Here is a 16,066-nt window from a genome sequence, read left to right on the forward strand (position 1 = left end):
GGCCGCGGCGTCCGGCAGGATGATCGCATGGATCGTGAAGAGGTGGAGGCGTACTTCGACGGGCGGGCCTCCGGGTACGCGGGCCTGGACTGGCACGCCGGTCACGCCCGGGAGCTGGTGGAGCTGGCCGGGCTCGCCCCGGGGGAGCGGGTGCTGGACGCGGCGGCGGGCACCGGGCTGGTGGCGCTGGCCGCAGCCCGGGCGGTCGGCCCGGCGGGCCGGGTGGTCGGCGCGGACATCTCGGCCGGGATGCTGCGCGAGGCGGAGCGGCTGCTGGACGGGGCCGGGCTGAGCAATGTGACCTACGTGAAGGCCGACGCGACCCGGCTGGACGGTTTCGGGACGGGGTCGTTCGACGCCGTGCTGTGCTGCGCGGGGATGCTGTACCTGCCGGCGGGCCCGGCGCTGGCGGCCTGGCACCGGGTGCTGCGGCCGGGCGGGCTGCTGGGGTTCTCGGCCATGCGGGCGGGCTTCCCGCTCGTGGCCCGGCTGTTCCGCGAGTGCGCCGCGGAGTCGGGGCTGGCCCTCACCGACCCGATGGCCGAGGTGGGCGGGGAGGAGCAGAGCCGCCGGGCGCTGGCGGCGGCGGGGTTCGCCCTCGAACGGACGGTGTCCGGCACGGTCCGCCTGCAGCACGGGAGCGCGGCGGACGTCTGGCGGAGCCACGCGGTGAGCCCGCACTATCCGGAGGTCGCGTCGCTGGGCGCGGACGAGCGGGCCGCGTTCGAGGCGAGGTACGTCAGCCGGGCCGAGGCGCTGCTCGCCGAACCGGGCGCCTTCGACCTCCCGGTCCTGTACGTCTTCGCCCGCAAGGCCTGACCCTCCGTACGGCCGCCGGGAGAGCGGGCGTGCCGTGAGGGCGCCGCCCGCTCCCCCTCCGGTGCGTCTTACCGCGGAGTCGGCTCAAGCCGGCCCCCGCCCGCGGGCAGGCCGAGGTCGGCGGTGGGGACGCGGTGGGTCTCCCGGGCGGTGGCGACGGCGACGGCGCTGATCGCGCACAGGATCGCGGTGAAGATCGCGACGCCGGTCCAGCCCTGCAGGCCCAGCCAGCCCTCCGGGGTGACGATCCCGGCGGCGGAGGCCACCGCGAATCCGGCGATGGCGAAGCCGATCTGGGTGCCGATCGCCATGCCGGACAGCCGGACCCGGGTGCTGAACATCTCGCCGTACAGCGACGGCCAGATGCCGTTGGAGGCGCTGTAGACGACGCCGAGGGTGAGGATGCCGGTCAGGAAGATCAGGGGATAGTTCCCGGAGTTGATGGCCGCCAGGTAGAAGAAGATCATGATCGGGCTGCCGACGGCGCCGATCAGGAAGACGGGCTTGCGGCCGATGCGGTCCGACAGGGTCGCCCAGAGCGGCAGCGCCAGGAGGGCGACGGCGTTGGCCGCGGTGCTGACCCAGAGCATGGTGGCCTTGTCCAGGCCGACGGCGTCGCCGGTGGCGTAGTTGAGCGCCCAGACGGTGAAGATGGTGCTGACCGTGGCGATCAGGGCGGCGCACACCACCCGGAGCACACTGCGCCAGTGGTCGCGGAAGAGCACGGCCAGCGGGAGCTTCGGCACGGTGCCCCGGGCGACCTCCCGCTCGAAGGCGGGGGTCTCGTTGAGCTTGCGACGGATGATCCAGCCCGCCGCGGCGACGGCGACGCTGAGCCAGAACGGCACCCGCCAGCCCCAGCTCAGCAGCTGCTCCTCGGGGAGGGCGGCGACGGGGATGAAGACGAGGGTGGCCAGGATCTGGCCGAACTGCGTGCCGTTGAGGGTGAAGCTGGTGTAGTAGCCGCGGCGGTTCTCCGGAGCGTGCTCCAGGGTCATGGAGTTGGCGCTGGCCTGCTCGCCGGCGGCCGACAGCCCCTGCATGACGCGCAGCAGCACCAGCAGCACGGGGGCGAGGCCGCCGACCTGCTCGCGGGTGGGCAGGCAGCCGATGAGGAACGTCGACACGCCCATCAGGATCAGCGTGAACACCATGATCTTCTTGCGGCCGAACCGGTCGCCGACGTGGCCGAGGAAGAAGGCGCCGACCGGCCGGGCCGCGTAGGCGACCCCGAAGGTGGCCAGGGACTGGAGCGTCGCGGTGGCGGGGTCGGAGGCGTCGAAGAAGACCTTGGAGAAGATCAGGGCGGCGGCGCTGCCGTAGATGAAGAAGTCGTAGTACTCCAGCGCGCTGCCGATCCAGGCGGCGACGGCCGCCTTCCGGGGTGTGGCCTGGTGGACGGCTCGGGGAGACTCAGACTCGGTCACGATGGCTCCTTACAGTAGCCGCGTCGGTAGCCGGCAGCCCCCAGCCGGACCAATGTTACGAACTAGATAGTTAATTAACGTGGCTGCAATGGTGCGGTGGCCTGCATCACCTGTCAAGAGCCCTTCACGGATCGGATTCCGTGGCCTATAACTAACTCACTGGTTCGTACATTAAGGGTGAGACCCGCCACCGGCCATCCGGCTCACCCGCTGGAGGAGCAAGACCGATGAAACCGATGAAGTCATACCTGATCGGGCTGATCGGTTCCGGCATAGCGACGTCGCTGAGCCCGGCCCTGCACGAGAACGAGGCCGTCCACCACGGGCTGCCCTACGTCTACCGGCTGCTCGACACCGACGAGCTGGGCGAGGACGTGGGCGAGCTGGTCCGTACGGCACGCCGCATGGGCTACGACGGGCTGAACGTCACCCACCCCTGCAAGCAGGCCGTCATCCCGTACCTGGACGAGCTGTCGGCCGACGCGGCCACGCTCGGCGCGGTCAACACCGTGGTCTTCGACGGTGACCGGGTCGTCGGCCACAACACCGACTGGACGGGATTCGCGGAGTCCTTCGCGCGCGGCCTGCCGGACGCGCCGACGCGCCGGGTCGTCCAGCTCGGCGCGGGAGGCGCGGGCGCGGCCGTCGCCCACGCACTCCTCACCCTGGGGGCCGACCGGCTCACCGTGGTCGACACCGAGCCGGAGCGCGCCGCCCGGCTCGCCGCCGAGCTGGGAGAACGGTTCGGGGCCGGGCGGGCGGGCCACGCGGCCCGGAACGAGCTGCCCCGGTTGCTCGCGGACGCGGACGGCCTGGCCCACGCCACACCCGTCGGCATGGAGCACCACCCCGGCCTGCCGGTCCCGGCCGGACTGCTCCGCCCTGGCCTCTGGGTGGCCGACATCGTCTACCGGCCGCTGGAGACCGAGCTGCTCAGGCGGGCCCGCGCGCTCGGCTGCCGGACGCTGGACGGCGGCGGCATGGCCGTCTTCCAGGCCGCCCACGCCTTCCGCCTGTTCACCGGGCGCGCGCCCGACACCGAGCGGATGCTCGATCACCTGGTCGACCTGGTCGCCACCTGAGGAGGGATCATGCGCAAGTCCATCGCCACCGTGTCGGTGAGCGGCACGCTGACCGAGAAACTGGAGGCGATCGCCGCCGCCGGGTTCGACGGCGTGGAGATCTTCGAGAACGACCTGCTGACCTGCCCCCTGCCACCCGAGGAGATACGGCTGCGCGCCGCGGACCTCGGCCTCTCGATCGAGCTCTACCAGCCGCTGCGCGACTTCGAGGCCATGCCGGAGCCGGACCTGCGCCGGGCGGAGCGCAAGTTCCAGATCATGGAGCGGCTCGGCGCCGACCTGCTGCTGGTCTGCTCCAACGTCTCCCCCCGCGCCGCCGCCGACGACGGACTCGCCGCGGAGCAGCTCCGGCTCCTGGCCGAGCGGGCCGCGGGGCACGGCATCCGCATCGCCTACGAGGCGCTGGCCTGGGGGCGGTACGTGAACGAATACCTGCACTCCTGGCGGATCGTGCGCCTGGCCGACCACCCGAACCTCGGCGTCTGCCTGGACAGCTTCCACATCCTCTCGCGCGGCTCCGACCCGATCGGCATCGAGGCGGTCCCCGGCGAGAAGATCTTCTTCCTCCAGCTGGCCGACGCCCCGATCCTGGCCATGGACGTGCTGCAGTGGAGCCGCCACTACCGCTGCTTCCCCGGCCAGGGGGACTTCGACGTGGCGGGACTCCTCACCCACGTGCGGAAAGCCGGATACACCGGGCCGTTGTCCCTGGAGGTGTTCAACGACCACTTCCGGCAGGCCGACGCGCGACGGATCGCCGTGGACGCGATGCGCTCGCTGATCGCCCTGGAGGGCTCCGCCCACCCCGCCGAGGCGCCCACCGGCTTCGCCTTCGCGGAGCTGGCCACCGCGGAGGACCCGGCCGGACTGCGCGTCATGCTCACCGCCCTGGGGTTCACCCGCTCCGGCGTCCACGGCGGCAAACCCGTGGAGCTGTGGGAGCAGGGCCGGGCGCGGCTGCTGCTGAACCGCACGGGCGGAGGACCCGCGCCGACCGCGCTGACCGCGATCGGCCTGGAGAGTCCCGAGCCCGCCGACGCCGTCAAGCGCGCCGGATCGCTGCTCGCGCCGGTGCTGCCGCGCGAACGCGCGCCGGGGGACGCACCGCTGGACGCGATCGCCGCTCCCGACGGCACGCAGATCTTCTTCTGCCGCACGGCGCAGCCGTACGGCTGGCGCGAGGACTTCGCGCCGGGTGAGCCGGCGGCGGGTGAGATCACCCACCTCGACCACGTCGCCCTCACCCAGCCCTGGCACTACTTCGACGAGGCCGAGCTGTTCTACCGCAGCGTGCTGGGCCTCGCCCCGCAGGAGGGCCTCGAGTTCCCCGACCCGTACGGCCTGCTGCGCAGCAAGGCCATGACCGGCCCGGACGGCGGCCTGCGGATGGTGCTCAACCTCGCCCAGGTGGGCGCCGGGCAGACCCCCTCCCAGCATGTCGCCCTGGCCTGCGACGACATCCTGGCGGTCGCCCGCAGACTCCGCGCCGAGCACCCGGACCTGCTGCTGCCGATCCCCGGCAACTACTACGACGACCTGGAGGCCCGCCACGAGGCCGGCCCCGGGCTCCGCGGGCTCCGCGAGCTGGGCGTGCTGTACGACAGGGACGAGGACGGCGAGTTCCTGCACCTCTACACGGTCACCGTGGGGCGCGTCTTCTTCGAGGTCGTCCAGCGGGTGGGCGGCTACCGCGGCTACGGAGCCGTCAACGCGCCCGTCCGGCTCGCCGTACAGCACGCGCACGCTCACTAAGATGGACGGATGACCTCCCCTCCCGTCGCCTCGGAACGGCAGCGTGACGCCGACCGCACCAGGGCGGAGATCCTCGAGGTCGCCCAGCGGGAGTTCGCGCGGCGCGGGTACGCCGGGGCGCGCGTGGACGAGATCGCCGAGCTCATGCGCACCACCAAGCGCATGATCTACTACTACTTCGGCAGCAAGGAGCGGCTCTACATCGCGGTCCTGGAGAAGGCCTACACCGAGGTCCGGGAGGCCGAGCGGCTGGTCGACGTGGAGCACCTGGCCCCGGTCGAGGCCATCCGCACGCTGGCCGAGCTCACCTTCGACCACCACGACGCGCACCGCGAGTTCATCAAGCTCGTCGCGATCGAGAACATCCACCGGGCCGAGCACATCCGCAAGTCCGAGGTGCTGGCCAACCTCGGCACCCCGGTGCTCGACCTGATCGGGCGCATCCTGGACGCGGGCACGGCGAGCGGCGACTTCGCCACGGAGGCCGACGCCATCGACGTGCACATGATGATCAGCTCGTTCTGCTTCTTCCGCGTGTCCAACCAGCACACCTTCGGCGCCCTCTTCGGCCGCGACATGACCGCGCCGGAGCACCGCGCCAGGCTGCGCCGCATGGTGGGGGAGACGGTGGTGGCCTACCTGCGCGGAGCGGGCTCCCCGGAGCGGCCGCCGCGGTGACCGCGCCGGGCCCGGAACGGGCGGGGCCGGCCCCGCCGCGGGGGCCGTCCCCGTCGTCGATCACCGGATCGGGTCCCCGATCCGGGGACGGCCGCCGCAGGGCGCCGTGTAGGGCAGACGTTCGACCGATGAGACCTTGTCGTTGAACTTGTACGCCGGCCAGCCCAGGTCGCGCACCTCATGGTGGGGCGGGATACAGAAGGCGCGGTCCCTGTAGTTCTTGTCGTCGTAGAGGACCCAGGCCGCGTCGGTGTTGTTCCGCACCGAGCTCGCCTTGTCGGAGTCATGGCGGATCATCGCGGGATCGCTCTTCCAGTAGACCGCCGGGAAACCTCCGAAGTCGTCGTCGAAGTACAGCACGAGGTAGTCGTCGTAGTAGTCGTTGTGGCGGAGAGCCGCCTGGGCGGGCGGCGCGCTTGCGGTCAGTGCGACGGCGGCGGTCGCGATCGACAGCGTGAGGCGGGACGGCCTTCTCATGGATCCTCCTGCGGGTGAACTCGTCAGGAATCATGCAGGCAGGGACTTGGGCGCGGCTTGGGGCCCGCTAAAGCGCGCGGGCCGCTCCGCGGGTCCGCTCAGCCGGTCAGGGGGATCCGGAGCAGGCGCTCGCGGTCGCGGGGGTCGGCGGTGCCGCGGGCGAACCAGTCCGCGACCCGCCGCAGGGTGTCGTCGTCCGTGCCCGCGTCCAGCAGCAGTTCGGGTCCGATGAGGGCGGCGACCTCCTCGAAGGCGTCTCCGTGGTCGGTCAGCGTCCAGCCACGCCAGAGGTGCGCCGCCCACGCCGGGTCGAGGAGGCAGTCCAGCGCCCACCAGTCCAGGCGGCGGCCGGGGACGTCCAGGAAGGCCCCGTTCCAGGGGACCGACTCCAGGACCGCGAACCCGGTGGCCTCCTCCTGCTCGGATGCGAGCTCGGCGGGCCCGGCCAGCAGCGGCTCGGCCAGTCCGCTCGCCCAGCAGCCTCGGAAGGACAGGCGGTCGTTTCCGTCGCGGACGGCGATGAGAGCGGAGGCGACCTGGGCCGGGTCGTCCTCCTCGGTGGGGGCCTGAGCCCACCGGCCCGCCAGCGGCGACGGCGGTTCGTCCAGGTAGAGCACGGTGTCGTACGGCAGGCCGAGATACTCCATGATCTGGTACAGGCCGCGCGGCACCCATGTCACCGCCCAGCCGGGCCACAGGGCGGCCAGGATCCTGAGCCAGGCGCGGACCTCCCGCAGGCCGGTGCGGCGGTATCCGGCGATCTCGCGCTCGGTGTGGACGAGGAGCCGCCGCTCGCGCAGGTCGAGCAGGGCCACGGCCCGCCACCACACGGAGTTCATCCAGAAGGCCGCGTGGCCGCCCTGCTGCCGGCGGATGAAGGCGAGGGCGCCTTCCGGACCCCGGAGCAGGTCGCGGTGGAAGGTGGCGGCGCCGCCGTGCCGCGACCAGACCCGGTGCCCTCCGCGGTCGACGACGACGTAGTGGGCGTTGCCCGCGCTCATGACCGCCAGACTACGACTTCTCCCGCGGGCACCCTCATGTTCCGGTCGTCCTCGTGGCGTGGTCGGGCTCGTCCGGCCGGAGCGGTTCAGGAAACGGCCGGGCGGTGTTCAGCCGCTGACCGGCCGGTAGGTGAGGACGACGACGCCGGAGTCGAAGGCGGTGCTGCCGGCCGGTTCGATCGGGGTGGCGCTGGCGGGGCGGAACAGCGGCTCGCCCTCGCCCTTCAGGACGGGGTAGATCCAGACGCGGTACTCGTCCAGCAGGCCGTGCCTGGCCAGGTCGTCGGTGAGCCGGCCGCTGCCCCAGATCAGGATGTCCTCGCCGTCCTTCTCCTTGAGCTCGGCGACCTGGGCGGCCAGGTCGTCCCCGGGGATGGCGACGGTGGGATTCCAGGCGCCGGTGTCGACCGGCCGGGAGGCGACGACGTACTTGGTCATGGCGTTGACGTGGTCGGCGTAGGGGTTGCCGCCCATGTTCGGCCAGGCCTGCGCCATGCCCTCGTAGGTGACGCGGCCCAGCAGCAGCGCGTCGCAGCCGGTGGTCATGGCGAAGGCGTAGGCCATCGCGTCCTCGCTGTTGTGCTGCAGGGACCACAGGTGCGGGTTGTCGATGAAGCCGTCGAGGGTGCTGTACACGGAGGCGATGATCCTGCGCATCTCGGGGTCCTTCCGGGGCCGGTGACGATCAACTGGTACAGACGATATAGTCATGATTAGTGACCGTCAAGATTCTTGATTAAATTTTCCGGAGACCGTCACACGGAGCGACGACCCCCTCCCGGTCCGGGCGTGCCGACCGGCCGGCGATGGAGCCTGAGCCGGTCCCCGGCGGTCCGGCTCAGTCCACGTCGACGTCGTCGAGGAGCCGCAGGAGGCGCGAGAGGACGCGGATGCAGGCGGTGACCTCGGCGTCGGTCAGGTCGCCGTCGATCTGGCGCAGCACCGCGTGCTCGCGGTCGATCACGGCGGTGATGGCGGCCCGGCCCTCCGCTGTCAGCCGGATGAGCGAGGACCTCCGGTGCGCCGGATTGGGGGCGAACTCGACCAGGCCCCGCGCGGCCGCGTCGTTGGTCATGCGCTGGACGAACTGGCGGCTCAACGCCTGGGCCCGCCCCATCTGGGGGACGGTCATGGGTCCGTGCTCGCGGAGCAGGTTGAGCACGGCCCGGACCCCCACGGACAGCCCCTCGATGGGCGCGTCCTGCTCCACCTTGCGCTGGGCACGCCGGTACAGCGGCCCCACCAGGTCGAACACCTCGGTCAGCCGGTCGGCCAGTTCCCCGGGCTCCGGGCCGTCGTCCGTCTCTTTCACTCCATCATGATGACACCGAAGTTGTCATCTTCGGCCATTTATGACACCTTGGTTGTCATGAATGGTCTGTTCTGGCGTGACATCGGCACCGGCCGCCCCCTCGTCCTGCTGCACGGCGGCTTCACGGACCACGGCATGTGGGACGACCAGATTCCCGTCCTCGCCTCGCGGTACCGCGTCATCGCCCCCGACGCCCGCGGCCACGGCCGCTCCGCCAACGCCACCGAGCCGTACCGGCTCACCGACGACCTCGCCGCGCTCCTGCGCCACCTGGACACCGGCCCCGCGACCCTGGTGGGAGTGTCCATGGGAGCGGGCACCGCGGTCGACACCGCGCTGGAGCACCCGGAACTGGTCGGCGCCGTGGTGGTCAGCGGCGCCGGGACCAGCGAGCCGTACTTCACCGACCCCTGGACCGTCCGGTCCCTGGCCGCGTGGCACGCGGCGATGGCCGCGGGCGACCTCGACGCCTCGATCGAGGGGTTCATGCTCTTCGCCGCGGGCCCGCACCGCACCCTCGACGACCTCGGCCCCGAGGTCGTGAGCCGACTGCGCCGGATGGCGAGGGACACCATGTCCAAGCACACCGCCGGCGAACCCGACCGGCTCGTCCCGGTGCGCGGGACCTGGGAGCGCATCGCCGATATCGGCGTCCCCGTGCTGGCGGTCAACGGCACTCTCGACTCGCCCGACCACATCGGCATGGCCGAACGCCTCGCCCGCACCGTCGCCGACGGCCGCACCGCCTCGGTCGACGGGACCGCCCACTACCCCAGCATGGAGCGCCCGGACGTCTTCAACGAGATCCTCGGAGGCTTCCTGCGCACACTGTGACCATGCCACCGGCAGCGCCCGTTCGCGCACCGGCCCGCGTCATCGAAGAGCCGCCCGGACGCTCACTCGAACAGGTGCGGGTGCGCCCGGCTCCAGGCGATCCGGCCCTCCAACTCGGTCAGGAATCCGCTCGCGGCCCACGTGGCCTGCGGCTCGTGGCCCTGCTCCGCGAGACGGCGCACCAGGTCTGCGGTGTCGCGCTGGCGGTCGATGACGGCCTCGACCATGTCCTCGGCGGAGTCCAGCCCGTAGGAGGCGCAGAAGACCTCCATCCGGCGGCGCCGGTCGGGCGGCACCGGATGGCGCAGCCACCGCAGGCACTCGGCGTCGCCGCGGAAGGGGACCGTGTACTCCAGCGCGTAGGCCACATCATGCATGCGCGGCGCCGGGCGGGCGAAGTCCCAGTCGATGATCCCCACCGGCCGCGTGCCCCGCCAGACGACGTTCCAGGGGCCGAAGTCCCCGTGGCACACGACCGCGTCCTCCGCCGGACCGGCGGGTTCGGCCGACCAGACCGCTCCCGGCTCGGGCGAGAAGCCGGCGCAGGCGTCGTGGTAGTCGCGCAGCAGCCGGGCGAAGGCGGCCAGGCCGCGCTCGTCCACGACCTTGGCCCAGCCCGCCGGTCCGGCCTCGCCCTCGATGTGGGTGAGGACCTCGCGGCCCTGGTCGTCGATGCCCAGGGGCCGCGGCGCGTAGGGGAACCCGGCCCGCTCCAGATGGCGCAGCAGCGCGTGGACGGCGGGCGTCCAGGGCTGGACGGGCCTGCGGACGGTGTCGCCGATGCGGACGATCCGGCGGTGGGCGCCTTCCTGCATCACTTCCTCGTCCGCCACCCCGCCGACGTCAGCCATCCGGGCCGGGGCGGCGCAGCCAGCGCAGAGCCGCGTCGGCGCAGTCCTCGGGGCCGCTGTTGAAGGCGATGGCCGCGTCGGGCGCGTGCCGCCTGACCAGGTTGACCACCCTCTCGAAGAGTTCGAGCAGCGGCTCGTGCTTGCGGATGCCGCCCCCGATCACCACGCAGGCGTAGTCTTCGCGGGTCAGCGCCTGCGCGATCGTTCCTTCGGGGTCCTCGTCGAGTGCCACCAGGCACCAGTCGGCCTCGATGCCGTGGTCGTCGAACCGGGCCCGGCCGCGCGTGATCGCCGCCTGGAGCGGCTCCGGGTCCCAGCCCTGGAGCCTGGCGGGATCGAGACCGACCACCAGCACCCGTGCCACTGCCACACGTCCTCCTCGCTGAACGGTTCGCCGGCGTGATGCCCGAAGGCGCCGTCCGGGTCCGTCGGCCTCTCCCGGCGGGCGCCGGGTCTCGACGCCGGGGTCTCCGATCCGCAGCGCCTGCCGCGGACCGGACAGCCGGCAGGAGAGCCATGTCGACCGTACACGGACACGCACGGCCGTCAAATGAGCGGTCCGCACGCGGTCTCACGTGACGGGGCCGAGGAGGAGAGCGCTCGCTCCCCCCCGCGGGGGCGGTTTCGAAAACGCCTCCACCGGGGTGCCGCGGTAGGTATGTTTCCCTCCATGGTCCAGGAGGGACGGGGCGCGCCGAAGCATGAGCGGCGCAACGCATATCACCGGGGACGTGCGATGGCCGCCGCCGACTCGGCGGAGCGGCTGACCGCTCATGTCGACTGGGTCCGGTCCGTGCTGGCCGCGATCCCCGATCCGGTGGATCGGGATTGCGCGCGGGACGTGCTCTCCTCCGTTCTCCGTGATTTCGCGGAGAGGATGAGCCTCCCGCAGGGGACCGCCCCGGCTCCGGCCGCCGGCGAGCCCCCGCCGGGCGGACCTCGGCGCGGTGGCCTCCGCCTGCTCCCTCGGGTGCGGTGACCCGCGGAGAGGGACCGCCCGGGGCGGACGACGTCCTCCGCCGGTCCGATCAGAGCTGGCCGGTGGCCTCGCGCCACGCCCGCTCCTTCTTGATCCACTCGTTGTCCTGCGGGAACTCGTCGATCGTGGTGACCCGGCGGATCTCGGTCTTGAAGCCCGGACCGGTGATCGGCGAGCGCCTGGCCCACTCCACGGCCTCCTCCCTGGAGGCGACGTTGAGGATGTAGAAGCCGCCGAACAGCTCCTTGGTCTCGCCGTACGGGCCGTCGGTGACCACGGGCGGCTCGCAGGAGTAGTCGACGACCACGCCCTCGGCGGCGTCGGCGAGGCCTTCGGCGGCGAGCAGCACGCCGGCCCGGATCAGCTCCTCGTTGTACCGGCCGACGGTCGCGAGCATCTCGGTGAAGTCGACGTCGCCCATCGCGGTGAAGGCCTCGTCGGTCGCGCGCCAGATCAGCATGTACTTCATGGTCTCTGTCTCCCTGACTCGTCCGGGCCCTGCGGGCCTTTCTCACGCATAGGTCGAACGGGCGGCGCCGCGGATCGACACGACCGCGGATTTTTCCGGGGATCTTTTTCCCGACGGGCTCAGGCGGCGTACGGCGCGCCGTACGGGGCGTGAAAACGCGTTGCGATGGATCTCTCCGGAAACGTATGGTTTTGCGCTCGTGATCGCAGTGGTGGAGAGGGTCCTGCCTGCCCGGCTGGGGACAGGATTCCGATGGTTGCTCGCGTCGAGCTGGCTGACGAATCTCGGTGACGGCATCGCGGCGGCCGCGGGCCCGCTGCTGGTCGCGACGTTGACCCGCGACCCGCTGATGATCTCGTTGTCGGCGCTGGTGGGGTGGGCGCCGCCGCTGCTGTTCGGCCTGCACGCGGGCGTGTTGTCGGACCGGCACGACCGGCGCAGGATCGTGCTCGTCGCCAACGCCGTGCGGGCCGTGGTGCTGGCGGTGCTCGTCGCGCTCACGGTGACCGGCACGGTGACCGTGGCGACGGCGCTGGCGGCGCTCGCGCTCAGGGCCGTCGCCGAGGTGTTCGCCGACAACGCCACGGCCACGCTGACGCCCATGATGGTCGACAGGGACGATCTCGTCATCGCCAACGCCCGCCTGGGCACGGGGTTCATCACGCTCAACCAGCTCGCCGGGGCGCCGATCGGCGCGGCACTGTTCGGCCTGGGCTTCACCTGGCCGTTCGCCGGTCAGCTGCTCCTGGTGCTGGCGGCGATCACCATGGTCCGGCGGATCACGCTGCCGCCGCACGGCCGGCAGGCCGACACCCCCAAGCCCGACACCGTACGGGAGCTCATCGCCGGGTTCCGCTGGACCGTCCGGCACGCGGCGGTCCGCACGCTGGTGCTCACGATCCTGATCTTCAACTTCACCTTCGGCGCGGCCTGGTCGGTCCTCATCCTCTACACCCAGGAGCAGCTCGGCCTCGGCGCCATCGGCTTCGGCCTGATGACCACCGTCGGCGGGATCGGCGGCCTGATCGGCACCGGCCTGTACGGAGCCATCACCCGCAGGGTGAGCCTCGGCGGCCTGATGCGGATCGGGCTCATCATCGAGACCTTCACCCACCTGGGCCTGGCCCTGACCCATTCGCCGTGGGTCGCCGGGGGCATCTTCCTGGCCTTCGGCGCGCACGCGTTCATCTGGGGCACGACCTCGGTCGCCGTCCGCCAGCGCGCGGTCCCGCGCGACCTGCAGGGCAGGGTGGGCAGCGTCAACACCATCTGCGTCTACGCCGGTCTGGTGGTCGGCTCACTGATCGGAGGCGTCCTGGCCACCCGCTTCGGCGTCGCCGCGCCGTTCTGGTTCGCCTTCGCCGGCTCCGCGGTCTTCGTGGTGCTGCTGTGGCGCCAGCTCGTGCACATCGCCCACGACGACTGAGGCGCCCGATGGGGCGTGACCGCGGCGCGGGAACCTCCCCGCGGCGGCCTCTCCGGCGGTCAGCGGAGATCGAGAGCGAGCTCCGAGCGCAGGTACGCGTCGACCCAGGCCTGCTCGGCCGCCGGGCCGGGGCCGCCGGTCAGCGTCGCCGCGAAGGCCGTGACGGCCTGTGCGAGGCGGTGCAGGAGGAGACCGATCGCCTGGTCAGAGCGGTCAGCCGCGCCTCATGGCGAGGATCTCGCGTCCCCGCTCCGGGGTGATCAGCCGGGCGGTCCGGGGGTCGGCCAGCAGGGAGACCGGCGCGAGGTGGTCGTCGCTCATCGGACGCCACTCCGACAGGGCGCCGCGCAGGAGCGGCCAGGCGTCGTCTCCGGCGCGGTCGGCGAGGGCGGCACGCACCGCGGTGTCGAACTCCGGGTTGCCGAACCGGACCTGGAATCCGGGCTCGGCCTCCCGTGCCCGGTAGTCGGCGACCAGTCGCCGGACCGGGTCGGATCCCCGCTCCGCCAGACCGGCGAAGACGGAGCCGGTGAAGCAGTGGTCGGTGCGCTGGTGCTCGGCGAACAGAACGGGCAGGATCTCGGCCGACAGCAGGGCGGTGTCCGGGGTCCACGAGGGCTCGTGGCCGCGCAGCAGCATGAACTCGATCTGGCGGCTCGCGTCGCGGGCGCCCAGCATGGCCTGTAGCTGGAACAGCAGGATCCGGGCGCGGTCACGGCCGAAGCGCACGGACTCCTTCAGCGCCGCCAGCGGCCCGTCGATCTCACCGGCCGGGCTCGCCAGCCGGGCATGCTCGATCTTGGTGTCCTGCTCGCACCGAGTCTGGCTCTGCGGGCGGTCCAGAGCGTGGAAACCGGCGTGCAGGCCGTACATCAGCTCGGCGAAGGAACCGTGCCGCTCCGGCCCCACCGCCCGCCACGAGAACAGCTCGTAGGCGGCCCACCAGAGATCACCAGGGGAGGAGCCGGACTCCGGCCACTGCGGTCGCTGTGGAACGCTTCTGGGTGAGCTCACCACCACGGCGGAACGGGGAGTCAGATGGGAGACGGGTCACACCACGGCTCACGGGTTGAACAACCGGCCCGGAGCCGCCCTCCGAAATTCCGCAGAGTGCCATCGGGGGCCATCAGAGGCCGGGAAGTCCCGTTCAACCTTGACGGCAAACGATCGAGGGCCCGGTTCTCGGTCTTCGAGAACCAGGCCCTGAACTCGGGAAAACTGCGTCGGGGTGACAGGATTTGAACCTGCGACCTCTTCGTCCCGAACGAAGCGCGCTACCAAGCTGCGCCACACCCCGGTGCACGCCGTCTTGCTCGTGCTTGGGAAAGTCTAGCGGACTTCGTGGGTGCTTGTGTCACCCTGGGCGTCACCCCGGCGGCGGGGTACCAGAGTCAGCAGCGACGCCTCGGGGAAACAGGCGAAACGCACCGGGGCGTAGGGGCTGGTGCCGAGGCCGGCGGAGACGTGGAGATAGGCGGAGTCGTGGCGGCTCAGGCCCTTGACCCGGGCCCGGTCGATGCCGCAGTTGGTGACCAGCGCGCCGTAGAACGGGATGCACACCTGGCCGCCGTGGGTGTGCCCGGCGAGCAGGAGCTGGTAGCCGTCGGCGGCGAACAGCGTCATGTTGCGGGGCTCGGGGGAGTGCATCACGCCCAGGCGGAGGTCGGCGTCCTCGGGGGCGGGACCGGCGATCAGGTCGTAGCGGTCGCGGTCGATGTGGGAGTCGTGGATGCCGCCGACGGCCACGTCGAGGTCGCCGACCTTGATGCGGGCGGTGGTGTTGTTCATGTCCAGCCATCCGGCGGCGGCCATGCCGGCGCCGAGCTCCTCCCAGGGGAGGCCGGTGGTGTGTCGGCGGCTGTCGCCCTTGGACGTCCGCCACAGGTAGCGGGCGGGGTTCTTGGGCACGGGGGCGTACAGGTCGTTGGAGCCGTACACGAACAGTCCCGGGCGGGCGAGCAGCGGCTCCAGCGCGTGCAGGAGGGGCGGGACCGCGTCGGGGTGGGCGATGGAGTCGCCGGTGTTGACCACCAGGTCGGGCTTGAGGTCGCCCAGGGAGCGGACCCAGTTGATGAGCAGCCGCCTGCCGGGGGTGAGGTGCAGGTCGGAGAGCTGCAGGATGCGCACGGGACGCTGGCCGGGCTCCAGCACGGGCACGTCGAAGCGGCGCAGGCGGAAGGCGTTGCGCTCGATGACCGATGCGTAGGCGAGACCGGCCAGGCCGGCGCCGAGCAGGGACAGGGGTACCGCGGCTGCTTTCCTCACCTTTCCATCATGCCCGAGACGCGCCGGATATCCGGCCGCCGAGGGAAACCCGGGATACAAGCGGGCTGGTGAGACGGCAAGATGGACCGCATGAGCGCATTGAAGGACAAGCTGAAGGCCGATCTCACGGCCTCGATGAAGAGCAAGGACGAGATCCGGACCCGGACGATCCGCATGGCCCTGGCGGCCGTGAACGTCGAGGAGGTCTCGGGCAGGACGGCGCGCGAGCTGACCGACGACGAGATCGTCAAGGTCCTGACGAAGGAGGCCAAGAAGCGCCGCGAGGCGGCCGAGGCCTTCAGCGCCGCCGGGCGTACGGCGCAGGCGCAGGCCGAGGTGGACGAGCAGGCCGTGCTGGACGAGTACCTCCCGGCCCAGCTCTCCGACGACGAGCTCGGCGTGCTCGTGGACGAGGCCATCGCCGAGAGCGGGGCCTCCGGCCCGCAGGCGATGGGCCAGGTCATGAAGGTCCTCAACCCCAAGGTCGCCGGGCGCGCCGAGGGCGGCCGGGTGGCGCAGGCCGTACGGGCCCGCCTGAGCGCCTGAGAGCCGGGCGGTCCCGGGGCGCTGGACGGCCTGTCCGGGCGCCGGGAACGGCCGTCCGCCCCCGTCCGAGCCCGCCGCCTCTCTGCAGCCCGAGCAGGGCTTCGGAGCGCGGGAAACGCGAGAGCCCTCCCCGTCCGCGGGGAGGGCT

Annotated in this window: 17 protein-coding genes and 1 tRNA gene; 7 read left to right on the top strand and 11 right to left on the bottom strand. The window is 71.9% G+C overall.

Annotated features, from left to right (window positions below; all coding sequences use genetic code 11):
- Nucleotides 1-27 precede the first annotated feature (27 nt).
- Complete coding sequence (locus FHS22_RS01590; RefSeq protein WP_184937651.1) at nt 28-819, top strand: class I SAM-dependent methyltransferase; 792 nt, start codon at nt 28-30, stop codon at nt 817-819.
- A gap of 68 nt (nt 820-887) precedes the next feature.
- On the opposite strand, the gene FHS22_RS01595 is transcribed toward FHS22_RS01590, so the two are convergent.
- Complete coding sequence (locus FHS22_RS01595) at nt 888-2,246, bottom strand: MFS transporter (RefSeq protein WP_184937653.1); 1,359 nt, start codon at nt 2,244-2,246, stop codon at nt 888-890.
- Between the two features lie 236 nt (nt 2,247-2,482).
- Between FHS22_RS01595 and FHS22_RS01600 the strand changes: the two genes are divergently transcribed.
- From FHS22_RS01600 to FHS22_RS01610, 3 genes are read left to right on the top strand one after another with little or no spacing between them, the layout of a single operon-like run.
- Nucleotides 2,483-3,328 carry a shikimate dehydrogenase gene (locus FHS22_RS01600; RefSeq protein WP_260407564.1) on the top strand — a complete coding sequence of 282 codons (846 nt, stop codon included), beginning with the start codon at nt 2,483-2,485 and terminating at the stop codon, nt 3,326-3,328.
- A gap of 9 nt (nt 3,329-3,337) precedes the next feature.
- Nucleotides 3,338-5,080, top strand: coding sequence for a bifunctional sugar phosphate isomerase/epimerase/4-hydroxyphenylpyruvate dioxygenase family protein (locus tag FHS22_RS01605; protein ID WP_184937657.1), 1,743 nt, complete (start codon nt 3,338-3,340; stop codon nt 5,078-5,080).
- 9 nt (nt 5,081-5,089) lie between these two features.
- Nucleotides 5,090-5,758 (top strand): TetR/AcrR family transcriptional regulator, encoded by a 669-nt coding sequence (locus tag FHS22_RS01610; RefSeq protein ID WP_184937658.1) that lies wholly within the window; start codon nt 5,090-5,092, stop codon nt 5,756-5,758.
- Nucleotides 5,759-5,818: 60 nt separating this feature from the next.
- Here FHS22_RS01610 and FHS22_RS01615 read toward each other — a convergent pair whose 3' ends face one another.
- From FHS22_RS01615 to FHS22_RS01630, 4 genes are all read right to left on the bottom strand, one after another.
- On the bottom strand, nt 5,819-6,235 hold the full coding sequence (locus FHS22_RS01615) for a peptidase inhibitor family I36 protein (RefSeq protein ID WP_184937659.1): 417 nt from the start codon (nt 6,233-6,235) through the stop codon (nt 5,819-5,821).
- A 98-nt stretch (nt 6,236-6,333) separates the two neighbouring features.
- Entirely contained in the window at nt 6,334-7,236 is a 903-nt protein-coding gene (locus FHS22_RS01620) for a hypothetical protein (protein WP_184937660.1), read from the bottom strand.
- A 108-nt stretch (nt 7,237-7,344) separates the two neighbouring features.
- Nucleotides 7,345-7,893, bottom strand: coding sequence for a dihydrofolate reductase family protein (locus FHS22_RS01625; RefSeq protein ID WP_184937661.1), 549 nt, complete (start codon nt 7,891-7,893; stop codon nt 7,345-7,347).
- A 181-nt stretch (nt 7,894-8,074) separates the two neighbouring features.
- Nucleotides 8,075-8,548: a MarR family winged helix-turn-helix transcriptional regulator gene (locus FHS22_RS01630; protein ID WP_184937662.1), complete on the bottom strand. Its 474-nt coding sequence runs from the start codon at nt 8,546-8,548 to the stop codon at nt 8,075-8,077.
- Nucleotides 8,549-8,605: 57 nt separating this feature from the next.
- Between FHS22_RS01630 and FHS22_RS01635 the strand changes: the two genes are divergently transcribed.
- Nucleotides 8,606-9,382 carry an alpha/beta fold hydrolase gene (locus FHS22_RS01635; RefSeq protein ID WP_184937663.1) on the top strand — a complete coding sequence of 259 codons (777 nt, stop codon included), beginning with the start codon at nt 8,606-8,608 and terminating at the stop codon, nt 9,380-9,382.
- A 62-nt stretch (nt 9,383-9,444) separates the two neighbouring features.
- Here FHS22_RS01635 and FHS22_RS01640 read toward each other — a convergent pair whose 3' ends face one another.
- From FHS22_RS01640 to FHS22_RS01650, 3 genes are all read right to left on the bottom strand, one after another.
- Nucleotides 9,445-10,233 (bottom strand): aminoglycoside phosphotransferase family protein, encoded by a 789-nt coding sequence (locus FHS22_RS01640; RefSeq protein WP_184937664.1) that lies wholly within the window; start codon nt 10,231-10,233, stop codon nt 9,445-9,447.
- Nucleotides 10,226-10,603 carry a hypothetical protein gene (locus FHS22_RS01645; protein WP_184937666.1) on the bottom strand — a complete coding sequence of 126 codons (378 nt, stop codon included), beginning with the start codon at nt 10,601-10,603 and terminating at the stop codon, nt 10,226-10,228. The genes FHS22_RS01640 and FHS22_RS01645 overlap by 8 nt, the downstream gene beginning before the upstream one ends.
- Before the next feature lie 658 nt (nt 10,604-11,261).
- Nucleotides 11,262-11,681, bottom strand: a complete 420-nt coding sequence (locus tag FHS22_RS01650; RefSeq protein WP_184937668.1) for a YciI family protein — start codon at nt 11,679-11,681, stop codon at nt 11,262-11,264.
- A gap of 256 nt (nt 11,682-11,937) precedes the next feature.
- On the opposite strand from FHS22_RS01650, the gene FHS22_RS01655 reads away from it, so the two are divergent.
- Nucleotides 11,938-13,107, top strand: coding sequence for an MFS transporter (locus FHS22_RS01655; RefSeq protein ID WP_221473082.1), 1,170 nt, complete (start codon nt 11,938-11,940; stop codon nt 13,105-13,107).
- A gap of 213 nt (nt 13,108-13,320) precedes the next feature.
- On the opposite strand, the gene FHS22_RS01660 is transcribed toward FHS22_RS01655, so the two are convergent.
- From FHS22_RS01660 to FHS22_RS01670, 3 genes are all read right to left on the bottom strand, one after another.
- The gene (locus FHS22_RS01660) at nt 13,321-14,121 is read right to left on the bottom strand and encodes a hypothetical protein (RefSeq protein ID WP_184937672.1); all 801 of its coding nucleotides are present in this window, start codon (nt 14,119-14,121) and stop codon (nt 13,321-13,323) included.
- A 209-nt stretch (nt 14,122-14,330) separates the two neighbouring features.
- A tRNA-Pro gene (locus tag FHS22_RS01665) sits at nt 14,331-14,404 on the bottom strand.
- Nucleotides 14,405-14,436: 32 nt separating this feature from the next.
- A complete protein-coding gene (locus tag FHS22_RS01670; protein ID WP_184937674.1) occupies nt 14,437-15,372 on the bottom strand; it encodes a metallophosphoesterase in 936 nt (311 codons plus the stop codon).
- Nucleotides 15,373-15,462: 90 nt separating this feature from the next.
- On the opposite strand from FHS22_RS01670, the gene FHS22_RS01675 reads away from it, so the two are divergent.
- Nucleotides 15,463-15,918 (top strand): GatB/YqeY domain-containing protein, encoded by a 456-nt coding sequence (locus tag FHS22_RS01675; RefSeq protein ID WP_184937676.1) that lies wholly within the window; start codon nt 15,463-15,465, stop codon nt 15,916-15,918.
- The last annotated feature ends 148 nt before the right edge of the window (nt 15,919-16,066 follow it).

The organism is Thiemannella venezuelensis (assembly GCF_014203605.1).
GTDB lineage: Bacteria > Actinomycetota > Actinomycetes > Streptosporangiales > Streptosporangiaceae > Planomonospora_A > Planomonospora_A venezuelensis.